General features: G+C 33.3%; 25 protein-coding genes. 15 read left to right on the top strand and 10 right to left on the bottom strand.

What is annotated here, in order from left to right; translation table 11 throughout:
* Positions 1 to 77 precede the first annotated feature (77 nt).
* From C5F50_RS02965 to C5F50_RS02985, 5 genes are all read left to right on the top strand, one after another.
* Positions 78 to 2,357, top strand: a complete 2,280-nt coding sequence (locus C5F50_RS02965) for a beta-propeller domain-containing protein (protein WP_179372211.1) — start codon at positions 78 to 80, stop codon at positions 2,355 to 2,357.
* Between the two features lie 64 nt (positions 2,358 to 2,421).
* Entirely contained in the window at positions 2,422 to 2,928 is a 507-nt protein-coding gene (locus C5F50_RS02970) for a hypothetical protein (protein WP_179372212.1), read from the top strand.
* Between the two features lie 690 nt (positions 2,929 to 3,618).
* Positions 3,619 to 3,777 carry a hypothetical protein gene (locus C5F50_RS02975; protein ID WP_179372213.1) on the top strand — a complete coding sequence of 53 codons (159 nt, stop codon included), beginning with the start codon at positions 3,619 to 3,621 and terminating at the stop codon, positions 3,775 to 3,777.
* Positions 3,778 to 4,204: 427 nt separating this feature from the next.
* On the top strand, positions 4,205 to 4,618 hold the full coding sequence (locus tag C5F50_RS02980) for a hypothetical protein (RefSeq protein ID WP_179372214.1): 414 nt from the start codon (positions 4,205 to 4,207) through the stop codon (positions 4,616 to 4,618).
* 1,252 nt (positions 4,619 to 5,870) lie between these two features.
* Positions 5,871 to 6,077, top strand: coding sequence for a hypothetical protein (locus C5F50_RS02985; protein WP_179372215.1), 207 nt, complete (start codon positions 5,871 to 5,873; stop codon positions 6,075 to 6,077).
* A 370-nt stretch (positions 6,078 to 6,447) separates the two neighbouring features.
* Here the strand turns inward: C5F50_RS02985 and C5F50_RS02990 are convergent, their stop codons facing one another.
* A complete protein-coding gene (locus C5F50_RS02990; RefSeq protein ID WP_179372216.1) occupies positions 6,448 to 6,669 on the bottom strand; it encodes a hypothetical protein in 222 nt (73 codons plus the stop codon).
* A gap of 252 nt (positions 6,670 to 6,921) precedes the next feature.
* On the opposite strand from C5F50_RS02990, the gene C5F50_RS02995 reads away from it, so the two are divergent.
* Positions 6,922 to 7,848 carry a transcription initiation factor IIB gene (locus tag C5F50_RS02995; protein ID WP_179372217.1) on the top strand — a complete coding sequence of 309 codons (927 nt, stop codon included), beginning with the start codon at positions 6,922 to 6,924 and terminating at the stop codon, positions 7,846 to 7,848.
* 627 nt (positions 7,849 to 8,475) lie between these two features.
* Here the strand turns inward: C5F50_RS02995 and C5F50_RS03000 are convergent.
* Positions 8,476 to 9,471 (bottom strand): IS110 family RNA-guided transposase, encoded by a 996-nt coding sequence (locus tag C5F50_RS03000; protein WP_179372218.1) that lies wholly within the window; start codon positions 9,469 to 9,471, stop codon positions 8,476 to 8,478.
* A 111-nt stretch (positions 9,472 to 9,582) separates the two neighbouring features.
* Positions 9,583 to 9,759: a hypothetical protein gene (locus C5F50_RS03005; protein ID WP_179372219.1), complete on the bottom strand. Its 177-nt coding sequence runs from the start codon at positions 9,757 to 9,759 to the stop codon at positions 9,583 to 9,585.
* 83 nt (positions 9,760 to 9,842) lie between these two features.
* Between C5F50_RS03005 and C5F50_RS03010 the strand changes: the two genes are divergently transcribed.
* On the top strand, positions 9,843 to 10,106 hold the full coding sequence (locus tag C5F50_RS03010; protein ID WP_179372220.1) for a helix-turn-helix domain-containing protein: 264 nt from the start codon (positions 9,843 to 9,845) through the stop codon (positions 10,104 to 10,106).
* A 149-nt stretch (positions 10,107 to 10,255) separates the two neighbouring features.
* Here the strand turns inward: C5F50_RS03010 and C5F50_RS03015 are convergent, their stop codons facing one another.
* Positions 10,256 to 10,462 (bottom strand): hypothetical protein, encoded by a 207-nt coding sequence (locus C5F50_RS03015; protein WP_179372221.1) that lies wholly within the window; start codon positions 10,460 to 10,462, stop codon positions 10,256 to 10,258.
* A gap of 173 nt (positions 10,463 to 10,635) precedes the next feature.
* Positions 10,636 to 10,905, bottom strand: a complete 270-nt coding sequence (locus C5F50_RS03020) for a hypothetical protein (RefSeq protein WP_179372222.1) — start codon at positions 10,903 to 10,905, stop codon at positions 10,636 to 10,638.
* Between the two features lie 345 nt (positions 10,906 to 11,250).
* Between C5F50_RS03020 and C5F50_RS03025 the strand changes: the two genes are divergently transcribed.
* Together C5F50_RS03025 and C5F50_RS03030 are read left to right on the top strand one after the other, a co-directional pair.
* The gene (locus C5F50_RS03025; protein ID WP_179372223.1) at positions 11,251 to 12,258 is read left to right on the top strand and encodes a TIGR00341 family protein; all 1,008 of its coding nucleotides are present in this window, start codon (positions 11,251 to 11,253) and stop codon (positions 12,256 to 12,258) included.
* Positions 12,259 to 12,362: 104 nt separating this feature from the next.
* Complete coding sequence (locus C5F50_RS03030) at positions 12,363 to 12,743, top strand: hypothetical protein (protein WP_179372224.1); 381 nt, start codon at positions 12,363 to 12,365, stop codon at positions 12,741 to 12,743.
* 52 nt (positions 12,744 to 12,795) lie between these two features.
* Here C5F50_RS03030 and C5F50_RS03035 read toward each other — a convergent pair whose 3' ends face one another.
* Genes C5F50_RS03035 through C5F50_RS03045 form a run of 3 tightly spaced genes read right to left on the bottom strand, consistent with a single transcriptional unit; the run spans position 12,796 to position 14,004 of the window.
* Positions 12,796 to 13,263 (bottom strand): universal stress protein, encoded by a 468-nt coding sequence (locus tag C5F50_RS03035; protein WP_179372225.1) that lies wholly within the window; start codon positions 13,261 to 13,263, stop codon positions 12,796 to 12,798.
* Between the two features lie 60 nt (positions 13,264 to 13,323).
* Positions 13,324 to 13,794: a universal stress protein gene (locus C5F50_RS03040; protein ID WP_246282119.1), complete on the bottom strand. Its 471-nt coding sequence runs from the start codon at positions 13,792 to 13,794 to the stop codon at positions 13,324 to 13,326.
* A gap of 39 nt (positions 13,795 to 13,833) precedes the next feature.
* A complete protein-coding gene (locus tag C5F50_RS03045; RefSeq protein ID WP_179372226.1) occupies positions 13,834 to 14,004 on the bottom strand; it encodes a hypothetical protein in 171 nt (56 codons plus the stop codon).
* 195 nt (positions 14,005 to 14,199) lie between these two features.
* Between C5F50_RS03045 and C5F50_RS03050 the strand changes: the two genes are divergently transcribed.
* Positions 14,200 to 15,399 carry a cupredoxin domain-containing protein gene (locus tag C5F50_RS03050; protein WP_179372227.1) on the top strand — a complete coding sequence of 400 codons (1,200 nt, stop codon included), beginning with the start codon at positions 14,200 to 14,202 and terminating at the stop codon, positions 15,397 to 15,399.
* A gap of 3 nt (positions 15,400 to 15,402) precedes the next feature.
* Here the strand turns inward: C5F50_RS03050 and C5F50_RS03055 are convergent, their stop codons facing one another.
* Entirely contained in the window at positions 15,403 to 16,713 is a 1,311-nt protein-coding gene (locus C5F50_RS03055; RefSeq protein ID WP_179372228.1) for an NAD(P)/FAD-dependent oxidoreductase, read from the bottom strand.
* Positions 16,714 to 16,800: 87 nt separating this feature from the next.
* Between C5F50_RS03055 and C5F50_RS03060 the strand changes: the two genes are divergently transcribed.
* Together C5F50_RS03060 and C5F50_RS03065 are read left to right on the top strand one after the other, a co-directional pair.
* A complete protein-coding gene (locus C5F50_RS03060) occupies positions 16,801 to 17,082 on the top strand; it encodes a hypothetical protein (protein WP_179372229.1) in 282 nt (93 codons plus the stop codon).
* Between the two features lie 26 nt (positions 17,083 to 17,108).
* On the top strand, positions 17,109 to 17,483 hold the full coding sequence (locus tag C5F50_RS03065) for a ChuX/HutX family heme-like substrate-binding protein (RefSeq protein ID WP_179372889.1): 375 nt from the start codon (positions 17,109 to 17,111) through the stop codon (positions 17,481 to 17,483).
* A 193-nt stretch (positions 17,484 to 17,676) separates the two neighbouring features.
* Here the strand turns inward: C5F50_RS03065 and C5F50_RS03070 are convergent, their stop codons facing one another.
* A complete protein-coding gene (locus C5F50_RS03070; protein ID WP_179372230.1) occupies positions 17,677 to 18,645 on the bottom strand; it encodes a 2-hydroxyacid dehydrogenase in 969 nt (322 codons plus the stop codon).
* Between the two features lie 52 nt (positions 18,646 to 18,697).
* Between C5F50_RS03070 and C5F50_RS03075 the strand changes: the two genes are divergently transcribed.
* From C5F50_RS03075 to C5F50_RS03085, 3 genes are read left to right on the top strand one after another with little or no spacing between them, the layout of a single operon-like run.
* Positions 18,698 to 18,847, top strand: coding sequence for a hypothetical protein (locus C5F50_RS03075; protein WP_179372231.1), 150 nt, complete (start codon positions 18,698 to 18,700; stop codon positions 18,845 to 18,847).
* A 49-nt stretch (positions 18,848 to 18,896) separates the two neighbouring features.
* Positions 18,897 to 20,807, top strand: a complete 1,911-nt coding sequence (locus C5F50_RS03080; RefSeq protein ID WP_179372232.1) for a 2-oxoacid:ferredoxin oxidoreductase subunit alpha — start codon at positions 18,897 to 18,899, stop codon at positions 20,805 to 20,807.
* Positions 20,797 to 21,759, top strand: a complete 963-nt coding sequence (locus C5F50_RS03085; RefSeq protein ID WP_179372233.1) for a 2-oxoacid:ferredoxin oxidoreductase subunit beta — start codon at positions 20,797 to 20,799, stop codon at positions 21,757 to 21,759. The genes C5F50_RS03080 and C5F50_RS03085 overlap by 11 nt, the downstream gene beginning before the upstream one ends.
* The last annotated feature ends 17 nt before the right edge of the window (positions 21,760 to 21,776 follow it).

The following is a 21,776-nucleotide window of genomic DNA, read 5'->3' on the forward strand; positions in this document are numbered from 1 at the left end:
AAAATATCATCAGTTACAATACAAATGAATAACAAAGTACACATACTTGTTTTTAGGATTATTGAAAAGTGAGTTAGTTGGATAATAAAATAACATTTTCAGTCATTGCGGCAATCATCATACTTGGATCTGTAGGAATGTTTTATGCCATATCCTTGGATCAGAATTCTGATTCATCTCGATTTGACACAGTCAAGATCAACATTCCCCCAATGACAATAACTGATACAATCACAATTGAAGGTACAAATGAGATTCGCAAGTTTTCATCAGAAGAAGAGGTAAGGGCATTTCTAAAGTCATTTACGCAAGAAATTGCATTGGATAGTTCATTCAAGTATCCAAGACCCACCCTACCTCCATTCATGGAGCCAGTTAATTTCAGAGAAAGTGGAGACGCAACGGGCTCAATCCGAATTCCAGCTATACGCACTTCTGCTTCTATCAATACAGGTTCTGTATCTTTAGACAGAACCGTCTATCCTTCACCTTTTGACATAAATCAAAACAGCATATCTGACTATGAGGATTGGGGGCCTGAAAACCAGTACTCTCAAACAAATGTGCAGGTAAGACAAGTCGATGAGCCTGACTACATCAAGACAGATGGAACCTTTGTGTATGTGGTATATGATAGAAATTTAACAATCATTGATGCATATCCTGCAGAAGATGCCAAAGTTGTTTCAAAAGTTTCACTGGACATTGAGAACCAAAACCTTCAGAACATGTTTCTTAATGGTGAGAGACTGGCAATATTTTATAGCAGTTATGATACAAAAGAAACCATTCCTCTTTTTGAGATAGAATCACATTCAGTTAGCAGACCAGTAACTCATGCACTAATTGTAGATGTATCTGACAAAGAATCTCCAAAAATTGTTGATGATTATTCTATTGAAGGGTATTTTTTTGATGCAAGAATGATTGAAGAGCAGATATACTTTGTAACTGTAAGCAACGTGGATTATTACAATTCTCCAATTCCTCGCATATTGGTAAATTCTGAAACTGTGATGACCCCCGATGTGTTTTACTTTGATTCCTTTGAGCAATCATACAACTTTAACACCATAACTGCAATTGACATGTTTGATTCTGACCGGATAAACTCTGAAACTTTTCTCATGGGTAATACTGGTACTCTATTTGTATCTGAGAATAGTCTTTACATCACATATCAAAAAAACATGCATTCGTTATACTATGATGTCATCAAAAAAGACATCTTTTTTGATGTGATGGTGCCAATGCTTCCAAAAGAAATTCAATCAAAAATACTTGAAATTAAAAATAACACATCCCTTGACTGGGGACAAAAATGGAATACCATATCAGATGTTTTGCAGCAGACATTTAACAAAATGAAACAAAATGAAAAAGAGCAACTAATATCTGAAATACAGGAACGGGCTTTTGAATACCAGACCAAGATCAGAGAAGATATGCAAAATACCGTAATTCACAAAATCTCACTTGATGGAAGCAATATAGAATACAAGGCAAAAGGGGAGGTTCCAGGAAGGCTGCTAAACCAGTTCTCAATGGATGAAAAAGATGACAGGTTCAGGATTGCGACAACTTATGAACATTTCACAAAGGATGAGGGGAATCGCAGGTACAATGCAGTGTATGTGTTAGATGAGGATCTTGATATAGTCGGAAATCTTGATGGAATTGCACCTGATGAGAGTATTTTTTCTGCAAGATTCATCAATGACAGACTGTATCTTGTGACATTTGAGCAAATTGATCCCTTCTTTGTGATTGACTTGTCTCAAGACACTCCCAAAATATTGGGTGAATTGAAGATACCTGGATTCTCAAACTATCTACATCCATATGACAAAGACCACATAATTGGATTGGGCAAACATACAGAAGAGACAAAAAATGGAGGAGTGCGCCAGCTGGGGGTAAAGATTGCACTGTTTGATGTGTCTGACGTGAAAAATCCTAAAGTGCTAGACGAGGTGATTTTTGATAACCGTGACTCCAATTCTGCTGCTGCCCGAGATCACAAGGCATTTTTGTTTGCCAAGAGAAACGGTATACTCTCAATTCCAATTGATCAAAACATAAAGTCCCCTTCTGGAAAACAGTATGACTTTTGGTATGGATTCTATGTATACACAATTGACACAGAAAACGGATTTGACAAACTTGGAAACATAAAACACTATGACAATTCAGACAGGTTTGACGTGTATTTGGATCCTCGTTCGTTTTACATAAACGATGTACTTTATACCGTATCCTCAAAGGGAATAAGGATGAATGATCTTGATGACATTCAAAACGAGATAAACTCCATTGGTTTTGAACCTACCGGGAAATTTATGGATGTTTTAAAGTGACATGCCAAAAGATTAGAACACTGCCAATACCAAAACTCAAATTTAAAAACAAGAATCAACAACCATGTTGAATCCGCGTGACAAATATCCCATTATTATCATAATGTCAATAGTTTCAATTACATATTTGATTTACAATGTCTTTACTCCATTATACTATCATTTTACAATGGGTGATTCTTTTCCATTAAGCAATCTGTATTATCAAAATTGGTCATATTCATTTGGTATGGATCTTTTTGCACTTGGAGGTGTTGCACTATATGCTGGAGCATCCGTATTTGCATTGCTTTTAACAAACAGCACTACCACTCCACCATTCCCAGGAATTATCTTCTTTTTGTCATCTTGGATATCTATACCGTTGATGATAAAGATAACCACTGGAATTCCAAAATGGAGAAGAATACTTTACATCTATCTGGTTGCAACACAACTGTCTAGTTTGGTTTGGCATACTGGACAGGTTTTGGAGGATAACGATGATTTGAAAACTAGAGTTCAAACATGTGTCCCCCATTCAAACCTGTTGGGATTTGAAGATAGAGAAAATTTTTCTAGTTGTAACTAATAATCTAAAATGGTAGCAGAATATTGCAACTATGATGAAATGTAAAAATACAGGAAAACAATATCTGAAAACTTTTTCATAATTTCACTTTCAAACTAATACATTTTCTATTCATAGCGCCTATCGGAAATGCTTGATAGCACTCCGGCGCCATCCAATTAGTATAAACCTCCACCGTCCGTACTGTGCTGTTATTGGCTACGGTACATCAAACAAGAGTTAACTCATCTACAAAATCATCAATCTATGACTATGATTCAAGGATTGCAAGAACTCTGATACTGATTCAAAATGAAATATCTCCAAAAAATCAGGAAATAATCCAATCCTATTCCGTTGATTGATTTTTTAATTTCAGATTTACAAATATTGCAAATATTTTCAGAATCATATTCTTTGCAATCACATACACATTCTTTGAGTTCCATCATAACTCACGTTAATCAAGAGATTCAGGATGTCCTTTTCCACGGAGTGAAAAAAGAACTATCGCCAGAGTTATTGCAACTCCAATAGCAGCACCATATGCAGCAAGTCCAGCTTCTGCCATGAATCAATTACTACGAGATTGACAATAAGCATGACGGTATTAAAATGAAAAATTTGTTTAATTTTAGATACTGAAATTTGATAAATTTTCATCATTTGGATATTATAGTTTATTGATGATGAGTTCATAATAATTTCAGATTGAACATTTATGACACAAAATCAATATCATGTGTAAGTTGTGGACAAGTAATTGGTGAAGTAGATTACGATGCAGAAATTATTCGTCCAAAATGTGGTCAGTGTTCAAATCCAACCCCGCATTTTAAAGACAAAATGCCATACTTGATTTCACATTAGATGAATTGATGTTAAGAACATGTCTGTTCAATTTTTTTCAAAAATTTTTTTACAGTAATTAAGAAACTAAAGAATCAAAATTATATTCAATATTATTTTTAAAATACTAATGTCAGTGGATATTCATCAAGATATCCGGGATTTGGAGGCCAACATATTATGAATAGAGGACAACATCTTAGAATTTTTGAGGCAAATATGATGAAGGAATTAGAAAATCTTTACATCAACTAGAATCAGATTTCACATATCTTGGTATTCTTGCAAATGGGGCCTCAATTGACAAAAATGAAGGCAGAAAAATTATGGAATTTCTGAAAATTCATTACAATTACTTGTAAAATTATCTGTTTCTGCATATTTCTCTAAACATTTGTTTGATTTTGGAATGACCAATCTTATCTAAAATGTTGTCCTCTTAATATAATTGAGTAAATCCATTCAAGATACTAAAGACATCTTTTCAACGTCTAGAAAAAATACTAATAGATTTTTCAATCAAGTTAAAAAAACAACTCCCAAATATCATCAATCTATGGTTAATCTTCAACAGGATTATGTAGATGTATGGAGATCTGTGATAAACTCTACTATTCTCCTAGAACAAGAATATGCTAAGAATGTGGGATATTTGACAGACATACCTGAATCAGCAATACAAACCATTCATGAGATGACTGAAGCATCGATATTAACATATCTTCAACAAAATCAGTTCATTTTTGATACCACTAAAATAACTAAACGAACCTTTGATACATTTATTCAAAATACAAAGTCATTTTCTTCGCTAAATAAGGAAATAATGGAATATCTAATAGAAGTATTTGAACAAAAATAAAAATATAAAATCAAATTATAAAAAATTCCAGTACATGGTCCAGATTAAAATTTGACAATTTCTTTTTGAACAATACAAAATTTATCTCAGAAATACAGGCATGAAAAGTACAATTTTGATATCTAAATATTGTTTATTTTAATTTCATTTGAAAATAGAATGAAAAATTAACAAATGTTCAATATTTTCTAAACTGTCTTTTTATTCTATGATTTGATCGTTATAATGGATAGCAATCAAGTAATTCCAAACATTGCATTGTTAAAAACGGAGCTGCAGTGATTTGTTGTCAAGGGATGGCAAAGTGGTTTTGGTTACTATCTGATTTTTAATTTCGATAATCGACAATTTAATATCTAATGCTCACCTACCTTGTGTATGAGACAAACATGGTATTGTAAGGTTTGTGATATGAAATCTATTCTAACAGGTGGTATGACAAATATATCATGTACAAACTGCGATAAGAAAATGATTGAGATATCCGAATGTAAACACTTTTCATTAGTTCACAAATAATTTTTAATCCCACTATCGTAATTCTTGATGCATAGAATCTGAGCAATTACAAAAAGTTTCATTAAGGATGACTGTGTATGTTATGTATGAAATACATTTGTAAAAAATGTAATTACACTATTGAAGGATTTGCAGATATCATCCCAAAACTGCTATTTCATGAAAAGATTTGTAGCTAAGGCACATGATCTGAACAATTAACTTGCTGAACCAAAATTGTCGACTCATGCAATTCAATGGCTAATAGAAATTTATCACGAATCAATATCCTATCTGATCACAGAATTAAAGAACTAAAACCCAGGATCATTCTTTTTAATTATAATCTCCTATAGTAATTATGACCAGAACCCAAAGAAGACGAGATACGGCACATCCTACACGGGATGGAAAACATAATCCTGTGTGTATTGATCCTGACTGCAGGGATTGTCTTAAAGTATGAGTTAGATTTCTAACTTGTACTTGGTATTATTCTAAAATATTCTGAAAACACTATGATGATAGAAAATTAAGTAATGACAAAATATTGCAAACTAGTTTTTAACTCTCGATCTTGTGTATTTTTGCAAATAATCCAAATTATACGCCAAATAAGAAATAATACTATAAACTTACGTGGGTGTTTTTAGGGAGTTAAACTAATTTTGTAAATCTCTCTCATGGTTTAAATATTAAAACACTGGTTTTCTTGATTCATCTAGTTCTACTATGAGGTATTTGCAAAGTTTGTTTGAAATTCTACATTTATCATATGGTTCCAGATACAAAGCTTGCATTAACAGGGACTGAAAATGTAATCACAATGGTATCTAAAATATTTGATCCACTGTTTGCAACTATGATCTTTGGTACCGGATTGGGATTTGCTGTATATACAGGAATAGTAGAGCAACACGGCAGAACAATCTCGGTAAAAAATAACCCTACAACTTTATGATCATCTTGCCTAGAAACCTAGCTTCGGAAAAATAATTAATAAAAATATGGTTTAATCCCTCATTTGGTGAATCAATGTGGTCTGGCAAATTGTCTTTTTAGTTTTTGAATTCATCACATGACTGGATGAAATAAATAAATTTCTATTTTGTGAGTAAATTAGGCAATGTGAAGGCATTAACATTTGTAAAGAAAAATGAATTAAATTTTACAAACATCGAGAAATTTACAGATTAACTTCAAATAGCATTTTAGCAAATTTGGGATATGTCACGACATTACAAAAAACCCTGTCTTGATTGTATGAGAATTAGGTGCGAGGTAAATTGTAATTGTGATTGTCATTATGATCCACGATATTGATAATAAATCTATAAAAGTTCAGAGGATTTTTTCATTATTTCTTCAATTTTTCTTTCTTCCACATGCATAACATGTTCAAATTCTTTTCGCAATTTATCATATTTAATTTGTTTTTCTTTCTCAGCCATCTCTGAGAACCTAATCAATCTTATTTCATCTACAATGGCGGTGATTTTGTCACTAGTCTCAAACATTATTTCATCAATTCTCTTAGATGATTCTGGATCCATATCTAACAATACGCATTATCATAAATAATCATTCCATTTTTTGCTATGTGCCAAACCATATTTTAAAATCATTTAGTAACAATGTTAAAACTAAACAATTGTCCATATTTCTAGAATATGGTTTTTATTTCATGAAAACAAAATTATTCATAGTAATCTGCAAGAAAACGTCTGGAGAACAAGAGTATCTATGAGCGATATGGTCAAAGGATGATTGCTTGGCTTTGTAAAATTACTATTTAGATTTTTCATATGGTTAGGGTACCTAAACTTCAAAAAATTGATTCAGATAAAGGGAATAATTCTTCATGTGTGTGCTGTATTATAATTTCAGATTCTGAAACAGGAGAAACTTTTTGTCAAAATTGCGGTGTGGTCTTATCGGATATGATTTTTCAGGATAGAAAAGACGATGATATGTTTTCAGACAATGTATTTGCTTTACATGGTGGAAATCGCTCTTCCCTAAGACTTCATGATATGGGACTAGCAACAACTGTTGGCAAATTTAATCATGACTCCACAGGAAGGCCAATTGATTACAAAATGAAACAGACAATGAAAAGAATGAGATTTTGGGATGCACGAAGTAAAACAAAAAACACTTCGGAACAAAATTTAAGACAGGCCCTGTTGGAAATGGAAAAATTAAAAGAAAAATTGTCACTGACAGACGCCATTATGGAAAGATCTTCTTATCTTTATAGAAAAGCTGCAAAAGCTCAATTAATTCGTGGTAGAAGTATAAAAGGAGTAGTAGGGGCATGTGTGTATATTGCATGTAGAGAAATGGATGCAACACGAACAATTATGGACATTTCACACAATCTTCAAGAAAATAGAAAATCTATTGCAAAAAACTATAGAATGTTGTTTCAAAATCTTCAATTGACTGTATCTGTACCAGACCCCCTCAAAGGTATTGTAAAGATTGCAAATAATCTGGAAATTTCAGAGAAGATAAAACGAGAAGCTATACGTATTTTTGACACTATAAAAGAGCAGGAATTAATTGCAGGTAAAAAACCCGATGTAGTTGCAGCTACTATAATTTACATGGCAAGCATCAAAACAGGAGAACATTTATCTCAACAAAAGATTTCAAACGTATCTGGAGTAACAGCAGTATCCATTCGTAATCGCTATAGAGAATACTCAAAATATGTTAAATTGATTTAATTTTTTACATTTTTATGCGTGGCCAAAACCCAAACAAGAAATTAGTATTATATCCTGAGTATGGAATAAAGTTTCAATGTTTAGTCTCTTATGATTAATTCACTCAAGGGACTTTGCACCTAATCTAAAAACCCTGTTTGGTTCTTCCCTACAGAGTCTACGAATTTTCTTAGGATTGAAAGTGATGTAAGTATAATGATTACAAGTATTGAAAAAATTTCTGTTATCCAAAGTATAGTTCTGCTTGTCATACAGGATTGCTTGATATTCATGCTAGGGCAGATAGTATTAGAGAAAATATTGCAGATGCAAAAGGATTTTTGTATGGAAGTGCATCAAACACGTTTTTTACATTAATTTGAGCATGTGGCATATTGGACTAGCTATAATATGGATTAGAAAATGAAAACTAGACTTACCTTATGGACTTCTTTATATAAAACTATTTCATAAAATCACTATGGAGTAGAGTCTCGACTAGAAATTTCCTTTAGCATATCAAAGGACGGGCGAACATATTACCTTTCGAGATCTTTACTCTCACTTTTGTCTTTGTCCTTTTGTCAAGATACTCCACAAATTGATAACTGAGGCTTTTGCCCTCAAAAAGTCTATGGTGGTTGAAACTTAACCGGAATAGGATGCAACATATTTTCTCTTGTCCCAGAGCATCCAGTAAATAATTCTCAATAATTTTGCAGCAGCTGCCACTGTTGATTTAGACATTCCTTTTCTTTTGAACATTCTGTAATAGTAATGTGCTAGTTCAGTATCTTTGTGTACTCTTACATGAACTCGTATAGCCTCTGTCAGTACCCATCTCAAGTGAGTACTTCCAAATTTTGTTATTGGTCCATGATGTGTAACTCCACCTGAACTATGAGTTGATGGCACTAATCCTGCATAAGAACACAGTTTATGTGAATCTGGGAACCTCTTGACATCCCCGATTTCACCAACAATTGACAATGCAGTATAGTTTCCTATCCCCGGAATGGAAGTCAACAGCTGCGCATCCTCATTACTCCTAACTAATTTGTCTATCCTCTTTGAAATTGCATCTATCTCAATATTCATAGTGTCAATTACGTTTAGATATCCATCAATTCTGTAATCTTTTAATTTCCGTAGATGTTTTACATATAACTGTGTAAATGTATCGCCAGGAATTTTTATTCCATTTAGAAGTAAAATCCCATGTATCTTGTTTTTAATGTTAGTCCTTGAATACACGATAAATTTTCTGTGTCTTACAATCTCTTTATACTTCATCAACTGTGGAGGTGCAACATAACACTCTGCAATTAACTCTCCTTTCAAGAGGTTGGCAAGCGTTACTGCATCTATTTTATCTGTCTTTATCTTGGCAGATGCAATTGCCTTTGTTTTGAGTGGATTGGATAGCGTAACATCATATCCTTTGTCTTCTAACATCGAATAGACATTGTACCAAACACTGGATGACTCCATCACTGCCTTGGAATCCAAAGGTACTTCCTTGAAGAACTTGTTGATCGCTCTGGTAGTGTTATCTATCTTTTCATTTGCAAGCACTTCTCCACTATCATCCACTAAAGCGATTTGGTGATAGTTTTTGTGCAAATCCATCCCGACGTAGATCATATTCTGATCCCACCTCCAAAGCGTAATATAGCATTTAGTCTGCGTAATCTAAAAGCGATGTGGTCCATATACAAATTGATAATTATTGGAACCTGTTAATTTTATTATTCGTTATTTACTGTCACTTTTTTTCATGGTTATGATCTTACAATATTCAATCATTGGAAGTATTCGCAAATTCTCATATTGTTGAAAAGTGACATGACAAGTGTGCACGGTTTTATCATCTTTGAATTTGTATTGTATTTTGACTTGTGTTCCGAGTTTGTCTTTATCCAAATCTTCCATTCTAATTCTACTGAATATATGATAATAGATTGATAGTTAAATGATAATAGAATGAATATAAACTGATGAATTATTATGCGTAAATGCCATGGGATGAAATTAGCTATACTGTCGCCAGTAAAACAAGAAAATCTGTCGTATTAAAGTTGACAGTTCCACGAACGCCCACCTTTCTTGCAAATAACTTGAAAATCAATCTTGCAAATATTAGCAGGGCATTAACAGAATTAGAAGAAAAAGGAATAGTTGAATGTCTTACTCCCGATCAACGTGTTGGCAAGATTTATTCACTTACAAAGAAAGGAAATGAGGTAATATCTACAATAAAGACAATGGAGGAGACATGATTTGGTTTCTATAATGTTCTTATACTGTGTTGGTTTTTGATTCTCCTGTTTCTTGTGTTATGTTCATCTTTTCTTCTGCAACAGGGACGACTGATAAAATGTTTCAAAACAACATCCTTATTGGTTTTGAATAATTAATTTTGTTTTGATTATTTTTTTAATCCGTTTATTGTATATCTTTTAGTTTGATCATTATTATTGATAGATTCATCATCGATGATTTTGCAATCTTCAATTATCGGAAGATCTTTGATGACATCATGTTGTTTTTTGTCAGCACTTTTCTTTGATATTACATTTTCGAGTAATGCACACTTGCCCATGGTACATCCCCCTCTCCACAAACTTTTTCCCATGTATTCCATGGTTCTAAGTAATGTTTCTTTGAGAAATTATATCCCCCAACTGTATGGTGTTTAGTTGAATAAAATGAAACAGTGAAAATACTGTGATTGGTTTTGCTCCCTAAGATTTTTTTGAATGACAATGTATTATTGACAAATTTTTTTACGTAATCAATATGTTCCTCTTATTCTTGTGGTAGTTTTATTCCATCATTGTCAATATAAGTTTCATGTGTATTTTTTACAGAATTATTGTTTTTATCAACTGTCACCCATATGTTATTCAGTTCTTTTACAATATTTTCAAAATAATTATCATCGAATAATAATTCATATGCAACAGGAAAGTGTCTTTCAAGATTCAGCAAATGTGGAATTGGTATGCCATACTGACGCTCACCAAATTTAAGAAAATTATAAACTGCAGGAGCATCAAAATTTGGAGAATCTAACATTATGAGATTTTTAACGCTGTTTTAATTGTTAAATAATTTTAAAATATTCTAAAAATTCTAGTTTATTCTTTGATGTCTTTTTTCATTACTAAATATTCTTCAATTGTTTTCAAGCAGTTTTTCATTTTTTGTACATATTCTTGAGCTTCAGATGATATTTGTTTTATAACGCTGTAATCAGACCAGTTGAATAAATTTTGACATCATTTACCAATGAATCAATTGAATCTTTCATGAAAGAAATTATCTTGTTTAATTGATAAAGGAATTGATGGATTTCGTATCTGATAATCTTTGATCAATCAATAAAGATATTATCTCTACCACTTAAAATGGTGTGAGAAATTGAGAAAAATTGAAGTTATTTGTTATGAGCAACAAAGTCAAAGCATTGTATTTGTTTTTAAAAAATACAAGATTCCTTTTCATGTCGAGTTAACTATGGCAGAAAACGAAAAGTTATTACGGTATACAGGAATATGTCCTGATTCATTAGCAAATGGATTAACTGATGAATTAAATAAAATCATAGACACCAGAACAAAAGATCTGTATGTCACAAGTTTTGCAATTGAAGCTACATTGTCTGATTACCTTACAAATTACACCAAAGAGCTTGAAACAAAACAAGTCAAAGTAAAAAAGAAAAAACTAATTGAAGAATATGAATCCCTGATAGAACCTAATGTAAAATTTAATAAAAATCTCCTTTTCATGATAGTAATAGCTGCTGGGGTTGCAGTAGTTGGATTATTTGCAAACAATGCATCTTTGGTTATTGGTGCAATGTTGATATCCCCTTTACTTGGACCACTTTCAGCTTTTTCGTTTAACACGGCAGTTGGAAAAACAGATAAAATGATCAAGGCTTTTATTTCTGGATTATTATTATTACTAGCTGTTATAGGCACTGGTGCTCTTTTAACAGTAATTGCAGTTCAATTTGCTGATTTGCCATTAACAAATGAAATTTTATCTAGAACCGAAATATCGCCCGTGTTCTTGGCAGTTGCAGTAGCACTTGGCTTTGCAGGTGGAATTGCAATGTCTACTAATATTCCTGGAATTTTAGTCGGTGTGGCAATAGCTGCTGCTTTAGTTCCACCAGCAACGGTTGCAGGAATTGGAGTTGCATTGTGGAATTTTGATATTTTTTCAAATGCTTTAACACTCACTGCAGCTAATATCATAGGACTGGTTCTAGGAATGATGATTGTTTTTTTCATAGGTGGTGTAACTCCAAGAAAGTTCTACGAAAAAGAAAAAGCTCAGAAACATATGATTATCACAATAACTGTTTTTATCGGATTGAGCATTCTTTTGGGATTTTTATTGCTCAAACCTCAATCCTAAATTTGTCCTAATTGTGATGGTACAAACTTTGATACGATGGCATTGATATTCTTGCAGGAATAAAAAATGTTAAAGTTTTTACTTGAATGTCTTTATTTTGATATGTGAAATTTCAATTTTCAGCAAATGATAAAGAATGGCACCAAACAATTCTCAATACTTTTGAAAATATCTTAAATATGAAAATTCAGCCTGTTTTAGTTTATGATCGAAAACATTTTTCAAACTATCTCTACAAAAATAGTACCAAACCTAATGCTGTATGGGCTGAATGTATAAAAGAATGTGGCACCATTTGGTTAAACCCTCACTTGGCAAACGAACCTAAAGTTGAAACAGTAAATACACTATATCACGAATGTTTGCACATAAAATATCCAAAAAAGAGTGAATACGAAATTAGACAACTATCTGACAAGATGGTCCCAGTATCAAAATCACTCACTTCTAAGAAAAAAAAGTTTGACATTACACATGTGCATTAAATCCCATTACTGTATCTTATACGGTTATTTTAGAACCTATTGAGGAATCGATTTAGATATTTTCTATATCAATCAAAGTAACAGGGCAAGTTACATTTTCAACAACTTTTCTTGAAACACTACCTAACGATAACAATTTTTTCATTCCTTTTAGTTTTCTTCGTTTTGACATAACTATTAAATCTACTTTTTCTTTTTTAACAACATCTACAATCTTTTCAGCTGCATCTCCAAGCATTACTCTGGCGTCCGATGTAATCCCGTTTTCTTTACACTGTTGAGTATATTTTTCCATCTTTTTCTCCATGTCTTTTCTAATTTCCTCATTTGCTTCATCAATGTTTTTTAGGAGACTATTTCGTTCAGATGAAGATAATGCAAATGATGGCGGATATTGTATTTCTTCTACTATATGTAAAATAATAATTTTGGATGTATCGTTTGCTGCATAAATGGCATGTTTTAATGCCTCATCTTCTGCTGCTGTTCCTGCATGGGGTACAAGAATGGTTTTGTACATGATTATGTTGTCAATCACTTTGTAAATAAACTATCGAGTTATTTTTCAATTAGGATTATCTTACGGTTTTGTAGTTAATAGATGACAATGCGACTCATGATGAATGGTGTTTATGATGTCATCATAAAGTGACATTTCTACCATGGATAGTTTGGGATAGTCAACAATTAACAGATCAATTTTGTTATCTTTGACATAATCAATTACCCAATGTGCAATAGAATCAGTTAATGCAAATTTTGTTTTAATTTGCACTCCTTCTTTTTGAGCAATTTTTTTCCAATTCTCTAACTCTGCCTTTAATTTAGACATCTGATTTTGAGCTATTTTTTTATCAGATTTTGTTTCAAAAAAATATAGTTTTGGTTGAATTTTGTACATGCATTCAATGATGGTTAAATCTGAACCAATTTTTTTTGAAAGTTCTAGCCCCACATCAAATGATTTTTTTGTGTGAGTTGGAGTGATTATTGCAACTGCTATGTTTTTGAATATTTTTGACATTATTCCTTGGTAAGCAGTTTCCACCATTCCAATATTTAATTATCTAATTTTATTAGTTGTAAAGTACTAGTCTAATTCATCTAAATACTCTTCTTCACTTTCTGATTGGTTTGCTGTGATTTGTTCAAAACTGATTCCCTTACACTGTGGGCATTCTGTAATGATTGTCACTCCTGCCTTTTTAGAAAACACATTTCCACAAGACTTGCAAATCCTTAATTCATCTAATGTTGTCATATGAAGATTTACGTATACTGCTTATTTTACATATTGCCCAAATCCACACTTGAAAATTCATTTCTGAAATTAACCAAAGTTAATCATTTCAATTTAAAAATCAGAATCCACTAATTCTTTGAGGAACATTAGGCGTGTTGGTCTTCTCATTTTTGAAAATCACTATCTCTAATAATATACTTGGAAATCAATCACATGTCAATGTTTTTCAGACTGCTTTTCCTTAGTATTACAATAGTTGTGATGTTTGCAGTTGTTCCTGCTGCTGTGTATGCTGAAACGTGGAAAGTGCAAATTCCTGCAGGTTCTTCTGTGCCTGAATCCCCCGTACATTTTACCCCATCTGAAATTTCAGTAAGATTTGGAGACAGAGTTGAATGGGGAAATGCAGATTCTGTAGCACATACTGTGACTTCAGGAACATTAGAGTCGGGAATTACCCCCATCTTTGATAGTGGACATATGGGTCCAGGAAGTAGATTTTCAGTTCTCTTTAGTGAAAAAGATGCAGGAGAAATTAAATATTTTTGTACAATTCATCCGTGGATGATTGGAATTGTAAATGTAGTTAATCTTGCTGCAGATTATCAAGTATTTCATAATGTGGGCTCTGAATTTTCAGAGTCTCCTGTAGATTTAGTGTACAAGGTTCAAAGAAATTTGGTAGAAGTTAATGTGGATCCCATAAGAAATAGCATCACGTTTAGTTTTGTAGGAAAAATAGATAATGACAAATTTGTAGTCTATTTACCAGAGGAACTAATCAAAAACCCTCAATCTGTATTTGTAGATGATAAACAGATCACAAATTATGAATTAACAAAGACAGATGGAATCACTATCCTCACCGTAGTGTTACGTGGAACTGCTGAGCAGGTCAAAGTTGTTGGTGTTGAAGTTATTGGAACGTCTGATCCAAAAAAACATGTTTTGATAAATCAAATGTTTGGAGTGACCGACAAAAAGTTCTATGAGAGTGGTGATGAAATAGTGATTTCAGGTGAAATAAAAAATCCTGTCCAATTATACGAATTAATTTTGGACGTAATTGCTCCACAAGGTCATACCGTTTATCATAAAGTGATACCCCTTGTGGATTCTACAAAATTTTCTGAAAAGGTGCCTACAAGTGGTTTATTTCGAGACTTTGGCAAATACATGGTGAAAATTACTGGTCCTAGTGCAAAGAGCCTGTTTTTACCATTTGACTTTGGAATTGCTCCAAAAGAATTCAACTCTCCACTAAAACAGATGAGAACCGGTACTGAACCTGGTGATGTAGTGTGCAACGAAGGATTGGAAATATTCATGAAAAATTCTAATGGACAAGCAGTCTGTTTAACCGAATCCACTGCAACTATTTTGATGCAGCGCGGTTGGGCTGACTACTTTTAGTTCTTATTCTTCTAACTTCTCTATTATTTGAGAAAAATTCCAAGGACCGCACTGAGCATCTAGGTTTTCGCTCTCAAATAGTCCTGTTTTGTTTAGATGATTGATGATGTGTGATGCAAATGGCAATGCACCAGTGGCTCCAGGTGAATTGTAATTTAGAATATGAAATGATGCATCATCATCAATTAAAATCACATCTGGAACAAACTTTCCATCATCATCAATTACTGATGATCTAATTCCTGCAGTGCCTCTCTCAGTAATTTTGTCTGCATCAATTTTTGGTAGAAACCTTTTCACTCGGTCAATCATTGCAGATTTTGACATTGATGATTGTATCTCATTCATTGCAAGTTCTTGGAATTGTTTGTCAAAAATTGCTTTTCTTGCACCAGAACCTAGCATTTCTAACATCTTTGGGATAAACTCCTTGATGTTTTCTGTTTTGTTGTATCCATATGGACTAAACACTGGAACTGCGTTAGGGCCTATCTCGCAGCTACCATCAACTCTGATGATCCAGTGAGGATCCAAAAATGGATAGTCTGGAAATTCTGGAACAGAGTATACACTTGTTTTAGTCAAGCCATGATATTCTTTTGGAGCTCTCCAATACTCTCCTCTAAAATGTACATCTGTAAATTTTTCTGCAACGCCGGCATTATGTGCAATGTTTATTGCCTCTCCACCTGCAGCATTAATTAGGAATTTTGCAAATATCTTATGTTCATCATTTAATGTAATTGTCCACTTGTCATTTTCTTTTTTTATTTTAGTTACCTTTGTATCTAAAATGAATTTTGTACCACTTGATTCACTGTCTTTCATAACTGAATTGGTGAATATTGAATAATCTGCAGATCCGTCCTTGTAAACATAAAGTGCAGATTCACATTTTATTTCGGGTTCTATTTTTTTTAACTCTGCACTGTCCATTAGTTTGATATCTTTGTCTTCTAACCCGTTTTGTTTACCCCACTTTAGATATTTTTCAAGAACTGATGTGCCTTTTTTATCTAAAGCAACTTCAATTACTCCATCTTTTTTGAAAGGCAAATTTTTTAATTTGGAATATTCTTCCCACATCTCATATCCATGAAATGCAGCTTTTGCAAAAAATTTCTTCTTTTCAGGATTGTACAAGTATGGTGCGTGAACTTTACCTGTGTTTCTACCACTTGTATGAAATGCAACGTTATGTGCTTGCTCAATTACAGCAATTTTTTTTGATTTGTTAAGCTGTGATAGAAAATACGATATGGATGTTCCAAGAATACCCCCTCCAATAATTACTACATCAAAATTATGTACCATTGACCTCATCCTAGTTACGTCTTTGTCAATATTAAATCAAATCTTTGAGAATTAAGATTAATATTCAATAAAATTTCAATTCAAGTCGTGTTACCTGATAGATGCTCAGTAATGGAAGAAGGAAAACAGTGCGTCAATACTCCAGAATTTATTGTGTCTATTGTTGCAGATCAAGATGAATACATGTTTGGTGTGACATGCCAAAAGCACAAACAAATAGTCTCAGGTAAAATTGGATTACTTCAAAATGAAGGAAAAATACGTGATGGCAAAATTATCTTTTCGCCTGTTAAAGCAGTTGGAACCGATTGTATTCATGGCGATTCCAACGATTTTGTTCAAATTGACATGAAATCTTCTAAAAATTGAAATAATTTTGTTTTGAATAGTTTATGATGCTTTTTGAATTATTGTCTGATATAGTTGCAAATGATGATGTTTTGCTTATTGTAAAAAACAATGGCGCCACAAGTGAAACTAGGAGTAATTCTCTTAGTATCAGGCAAAAAGAAAAGTGGATTACTATTGGAAATAATGATGGGCCTGCACACATGCATGTGAATTCTGAAATAATAAAATCTGCAGAATTTATTCAAGAAGCAGAGTCTGAACGAACTAGTTTTAGTGTACAGTTCTTTGATGAACATGGGGAGCGCGTTTTGGCTGCATTTTTTACAAAAATGTATGATGACTCTAAAAAACTAATTCCTGCAAGAAAAAATGCATATGATGCTTTAAACCAAAAATTTTCCTCTAAAATCAAATTTTAAAAAAAACCTTGTCTGAAAAAGACAAGGAGAAAAAATACTAATCTAATTCTTTTTTCTTCTTTTCTTTCTCAGATTGTAATTTAGCTAATTCTAATTCTTCATTAGTATGTTTGAATTTTTTCAATCTAATTTTATACTACGATTTCAATATAAAAACCGCACATTGTTTTAGATGATCACTCAAGCGTAAAACTCAGTATCCTACCGAATAGATCGGCTTTTTTCCATTCATACCTAGATTCAAATTTTTTACTGTAATTTCTGCCATCTTGGCCCTTGTCTCTTTAGTTGAACTGCCTATGTGTGGTGCAAGTACGACATTTTGCAATTTTGTTAATGGATTTTTTGTACTGATTGGCTCTTCCTCAAACACATCTAACCCTGCACCTGCAATGATATTTTTCTTGAGAGCTACTACAAGCTCTTTTTCATTTACTATCCTTCCTCTTGCAGTATTGATTAAAAATGCAGATTTTTTCATTTTTCTAAAAACTTTGATGTCAAACAAATGATCTGTCTCTTTGGTGTGTGGAACATGAATTGAAATGATGTCACTTTGTGCAACTAGTTTTTCAAATGAGACAAATTTTGCACCCAATGTCTTTTCTTTACTCTTTGAGATGCGATTTCTATTGTGATATACAATATTCATATCAAACGCTTTTGCTCTTTTTGCAAGTGTTCTGCCAATTCTTCCTAGACCTAAAATGCCCAGAGTCTTTCCTTGCAGATCCACTCCTACATAATCGTGTGCTCCATAGATTACTTTCCATTTGCCTTCTCGAATAATTCTGTCACCTTCAGAAACTCTTCTTAATACATCAAGTAATAATGTGAATGCCAAATCTGCAGTTGCATCAGTGAGTACTTCTGGGGTATACCCAACACGAATTTTCTTTTTCTTGGCATAATTGACATCAATATGATCAAAACCTACGCTGAAGGTGCTAATCACTTTTAGATTCTTTGCCAAATCGATAGTCTCTTTATTGATTTTGTCATACGGAAAGCAGATGATGCCATCTACCTCTCTTATTTTTGATCGAAGCTTTGTTTGAGGAATTGGAATTTTTCCTGAATGAACTTCTATCTGGTATCTTTTTTTTAATTCTTTTAATGCAAAGTCATGTAGTGTTCTTGTAAGAAAGACTTTATTTTTCATCAGTCTTGAGATTCATCTCAAACCATTTATACGATTTCTTTCTAAATCACGTATGTCTTCTAAAGCCGAAGAAGAAGAGGAAGATTTTGCCATTTGTGTAGAGTGTGGCAATTCTATTGACAAATGTGGATGCGTCTGCCCTTATTGTGGGGAACGCGATAAATGTGAATGTGCATTGTTTGATGCAGCTACTGGAGGTTGATCATTTTGATAATACAGAATATTATACTTCAACAAAGAGGTAATTTACTGTGAGCACAGCTGATTTTACTTGGTTAATAGGCGGTCCACAGGGTAGTGGTGTGGAGTCTGGAGCAAATATTTTCTCCAAAGTATGCGCCGAGATGGGATACCAGATATTTGGAAAGCGAGAATTTTACTCTAACATCAAAGGTGAACACAGTTACTTTACAGTAAGAATTTGTAATGAGAAAATTAATTCAAACGTCAATGACGTGACTCTGATGGTATCATTTGATGCAGAAACTATCTTCCGTCATTATGATGAAGTAATTTCTGGTGGTGGAATAATTTATGATTCTGATTTAGAAAAATCAAAAACAGATGATGTTCACACACTTGATGGACCATTCAAAGAAAGATTGCACAAAGAATTAGAATCAAAAAATAAGCCATTTACAATTGCAGGAGTTTTAGAGATTGCAAAAGAAAAAGGAGTTTCACTGTATCCTGTGTCTTTCAAATCAATTCTTGCTACACTTGCAGAAGAAACGGAAAATCCTAGACTGAAAGGACTAGTTAGAATGTTTAATGTTATTGGTGTTGCATTATCTTTGGGACTGATAAAGATGCCTCCTGATTCATTGAAAAAAACTATTGGAGATATTTTTGCAAAAAAGCCAGAGATTGCAAAAATTAATCAAGATACTGCAAACTATTCATACAATTATGCCTCTGCAAAGTTTGAATCTTTTAATCATTTACTGATTGGTACTGAAAAAGAACCTGACACAATTTTAGTTCAAGGTTTTCAAGGAACTGCACTAGGTAAGATGGCCTGTGGTTGTAGAATGCAACCTTACTATCCAATTACACCAGCTTCTGATGAATCAGTATTTCTTGAATCAAATGAAATAGTTCAAGTAAATGGTGACAGACCTGGCTCCACTGCAGTCATTCAATGCGAAGATGAAATCTGCGCAATGGGAATGACTATTGGTGCAGCATTAACTGGAACACGTTCTTCAACATGTACTTCAGGTCCAGGATTTGCATTGATGACTGAAATGCTAGGGTGGGCTGGAATGAATGAGGTGCCAATTGTAATTACAAACTATCAGAGAAGCGGTCCTTCAACTGGACTTCCAACAAGACATGGTCAAGACGATTTACTCTTTGCAATTTATGCTGGACATGGAGACTTTCCAAAGATTGTTTATGCATCAGGTGACATTGAGGAGAGCTTTTACGATACTGGTAATGTCTTTAATTATGCAGACATTTTCCAAGTTCCAGTAATTCACATGATGGATAAATTCCATGCAAGTTCTGTAATTACTTGTAAAAGATTTGATCCTCAAAAAATCACAATTAATCGCGGTAAACTATTAGAAAAAGTAGAAGATGGCTATAGAAGATTTGCATTTACAGATGATGGGGTATCTCCTCGTTCTAGATTGGGAATGGATAATGGCATATTTTGGAATACTGGTGATGAATCAGATGAATTTGGTCACATCGCTGAAGACCCAGTTTTACGTGTAAAAATGATGGACAAAAGAATGTCAAGACTTGATTTAATTCTAAAAGATATTCCTGAATCCCAACAAGCAGTATCTTTCGGGGTTGAAGCGCATACTGTCATTTCATGGGGTTCTGCCAAAGGTCCAATTCTTGATGCAATTGATATGCTCAAAAAAGAAGGAATCTCAATTGGATATGTTCAACTAAAACTAATGCATCCATTTCCAGCAGACTATATTACATCATTACTCAAAGATGCCAAGACAATTATTGACATTGAAGCTAATCAGTCAGGGCAACTAGGAAAAATATTCAAACAAAATGTCAGTCGCGATATTGATTACTTCATCTTAAAATACTCTGGCAGGGCTATGACTAGTACTGAAGTTTATGATTCACTTAAAAAAATTGTTGAAAACAAAGCTGACAAACGTGAGGTGTTGATGCATGGCGCTTAAACTTGCAGATTATAAGACAGATGTACACAATGATTGGTGTCCTGGATGTGGGGACTTTGGAATTGTCAATGCCATACAAATGGCTTTAGCTGAGATGGGAGTACAACGAGACAAGACAACAATCTTTTCAGGAATTGGTTGTTCTGGTAAAACATCGCACTTCATCAACACTTATGGTGTTCATACATTACATGGACGTGTTTTGACATTTGCACAAGGTGCAAAGATTGCAAATCCTGAGATGACAGTAATTGCTGCTGGTGGCGATGGTGATGGTTTAGGAATTGGTGCAGGTCACTTTGTTGCAGCTGGAAGACGTAATGTAGATATGACTTACATTATTTTTGATAATGGTGTTTATGGATTAACAAAGGGACAAGCATCCCCTACACTAAAACTAGGAGAGAAGACAAAGTCATTGCCTTCTCCAAATACAAATTTCAATGTTAACCCAATAGGTCTTGCAGTTGCAAGTGGTTTTACTTTTGTCGCACGTGGATATTCATATGATGTTAAACACCTCAAAGATTTGATTATTCAAGCAGTAAAACACAAAGGCCTGTCATTTTTGGATGTGCTGCAACCCTGTCCTACTTACAATGATATCAATACAAGAGATTGGTATGCAGGATCTGATTTAGTAGATGAGGCACAAAAAAGACATTCGAGAATTTACAAACTCGAAGAACAGGGATATGATCCAGTTGTCCATTATGATTCAATACCAGAGGTAAATGAAAAACTATCTCAATCCCTCATTAAATCACTAGAGTGGGATACCAAGATACCTACTGGAGTCTTTTACAAAAATGAACTAATCTCACCTTACACCCAAAGACTACAAGACAAGATTCCGAATTATTACGAAAATCCACCTGCAAAACAAAACATCTCCCAAAATGGCAAACCAATTACTGATATTTCTGCAATATTGGATTCACTTCAAGTATAATTTCTGCTTCAAACCTA

The sequence above is a fragment of the Nitrosopumilus ureiphilus genome (assembly GCF_013407185.1).
Taxonomy (GTDB): domain Archaea; phylum Thermoproteota; class Nitrososphaeria; order Nitrososphaerales; family Nitrosopumilaceae; genus Nitrosopumilus; species Nitrosopumilus ureiphilus.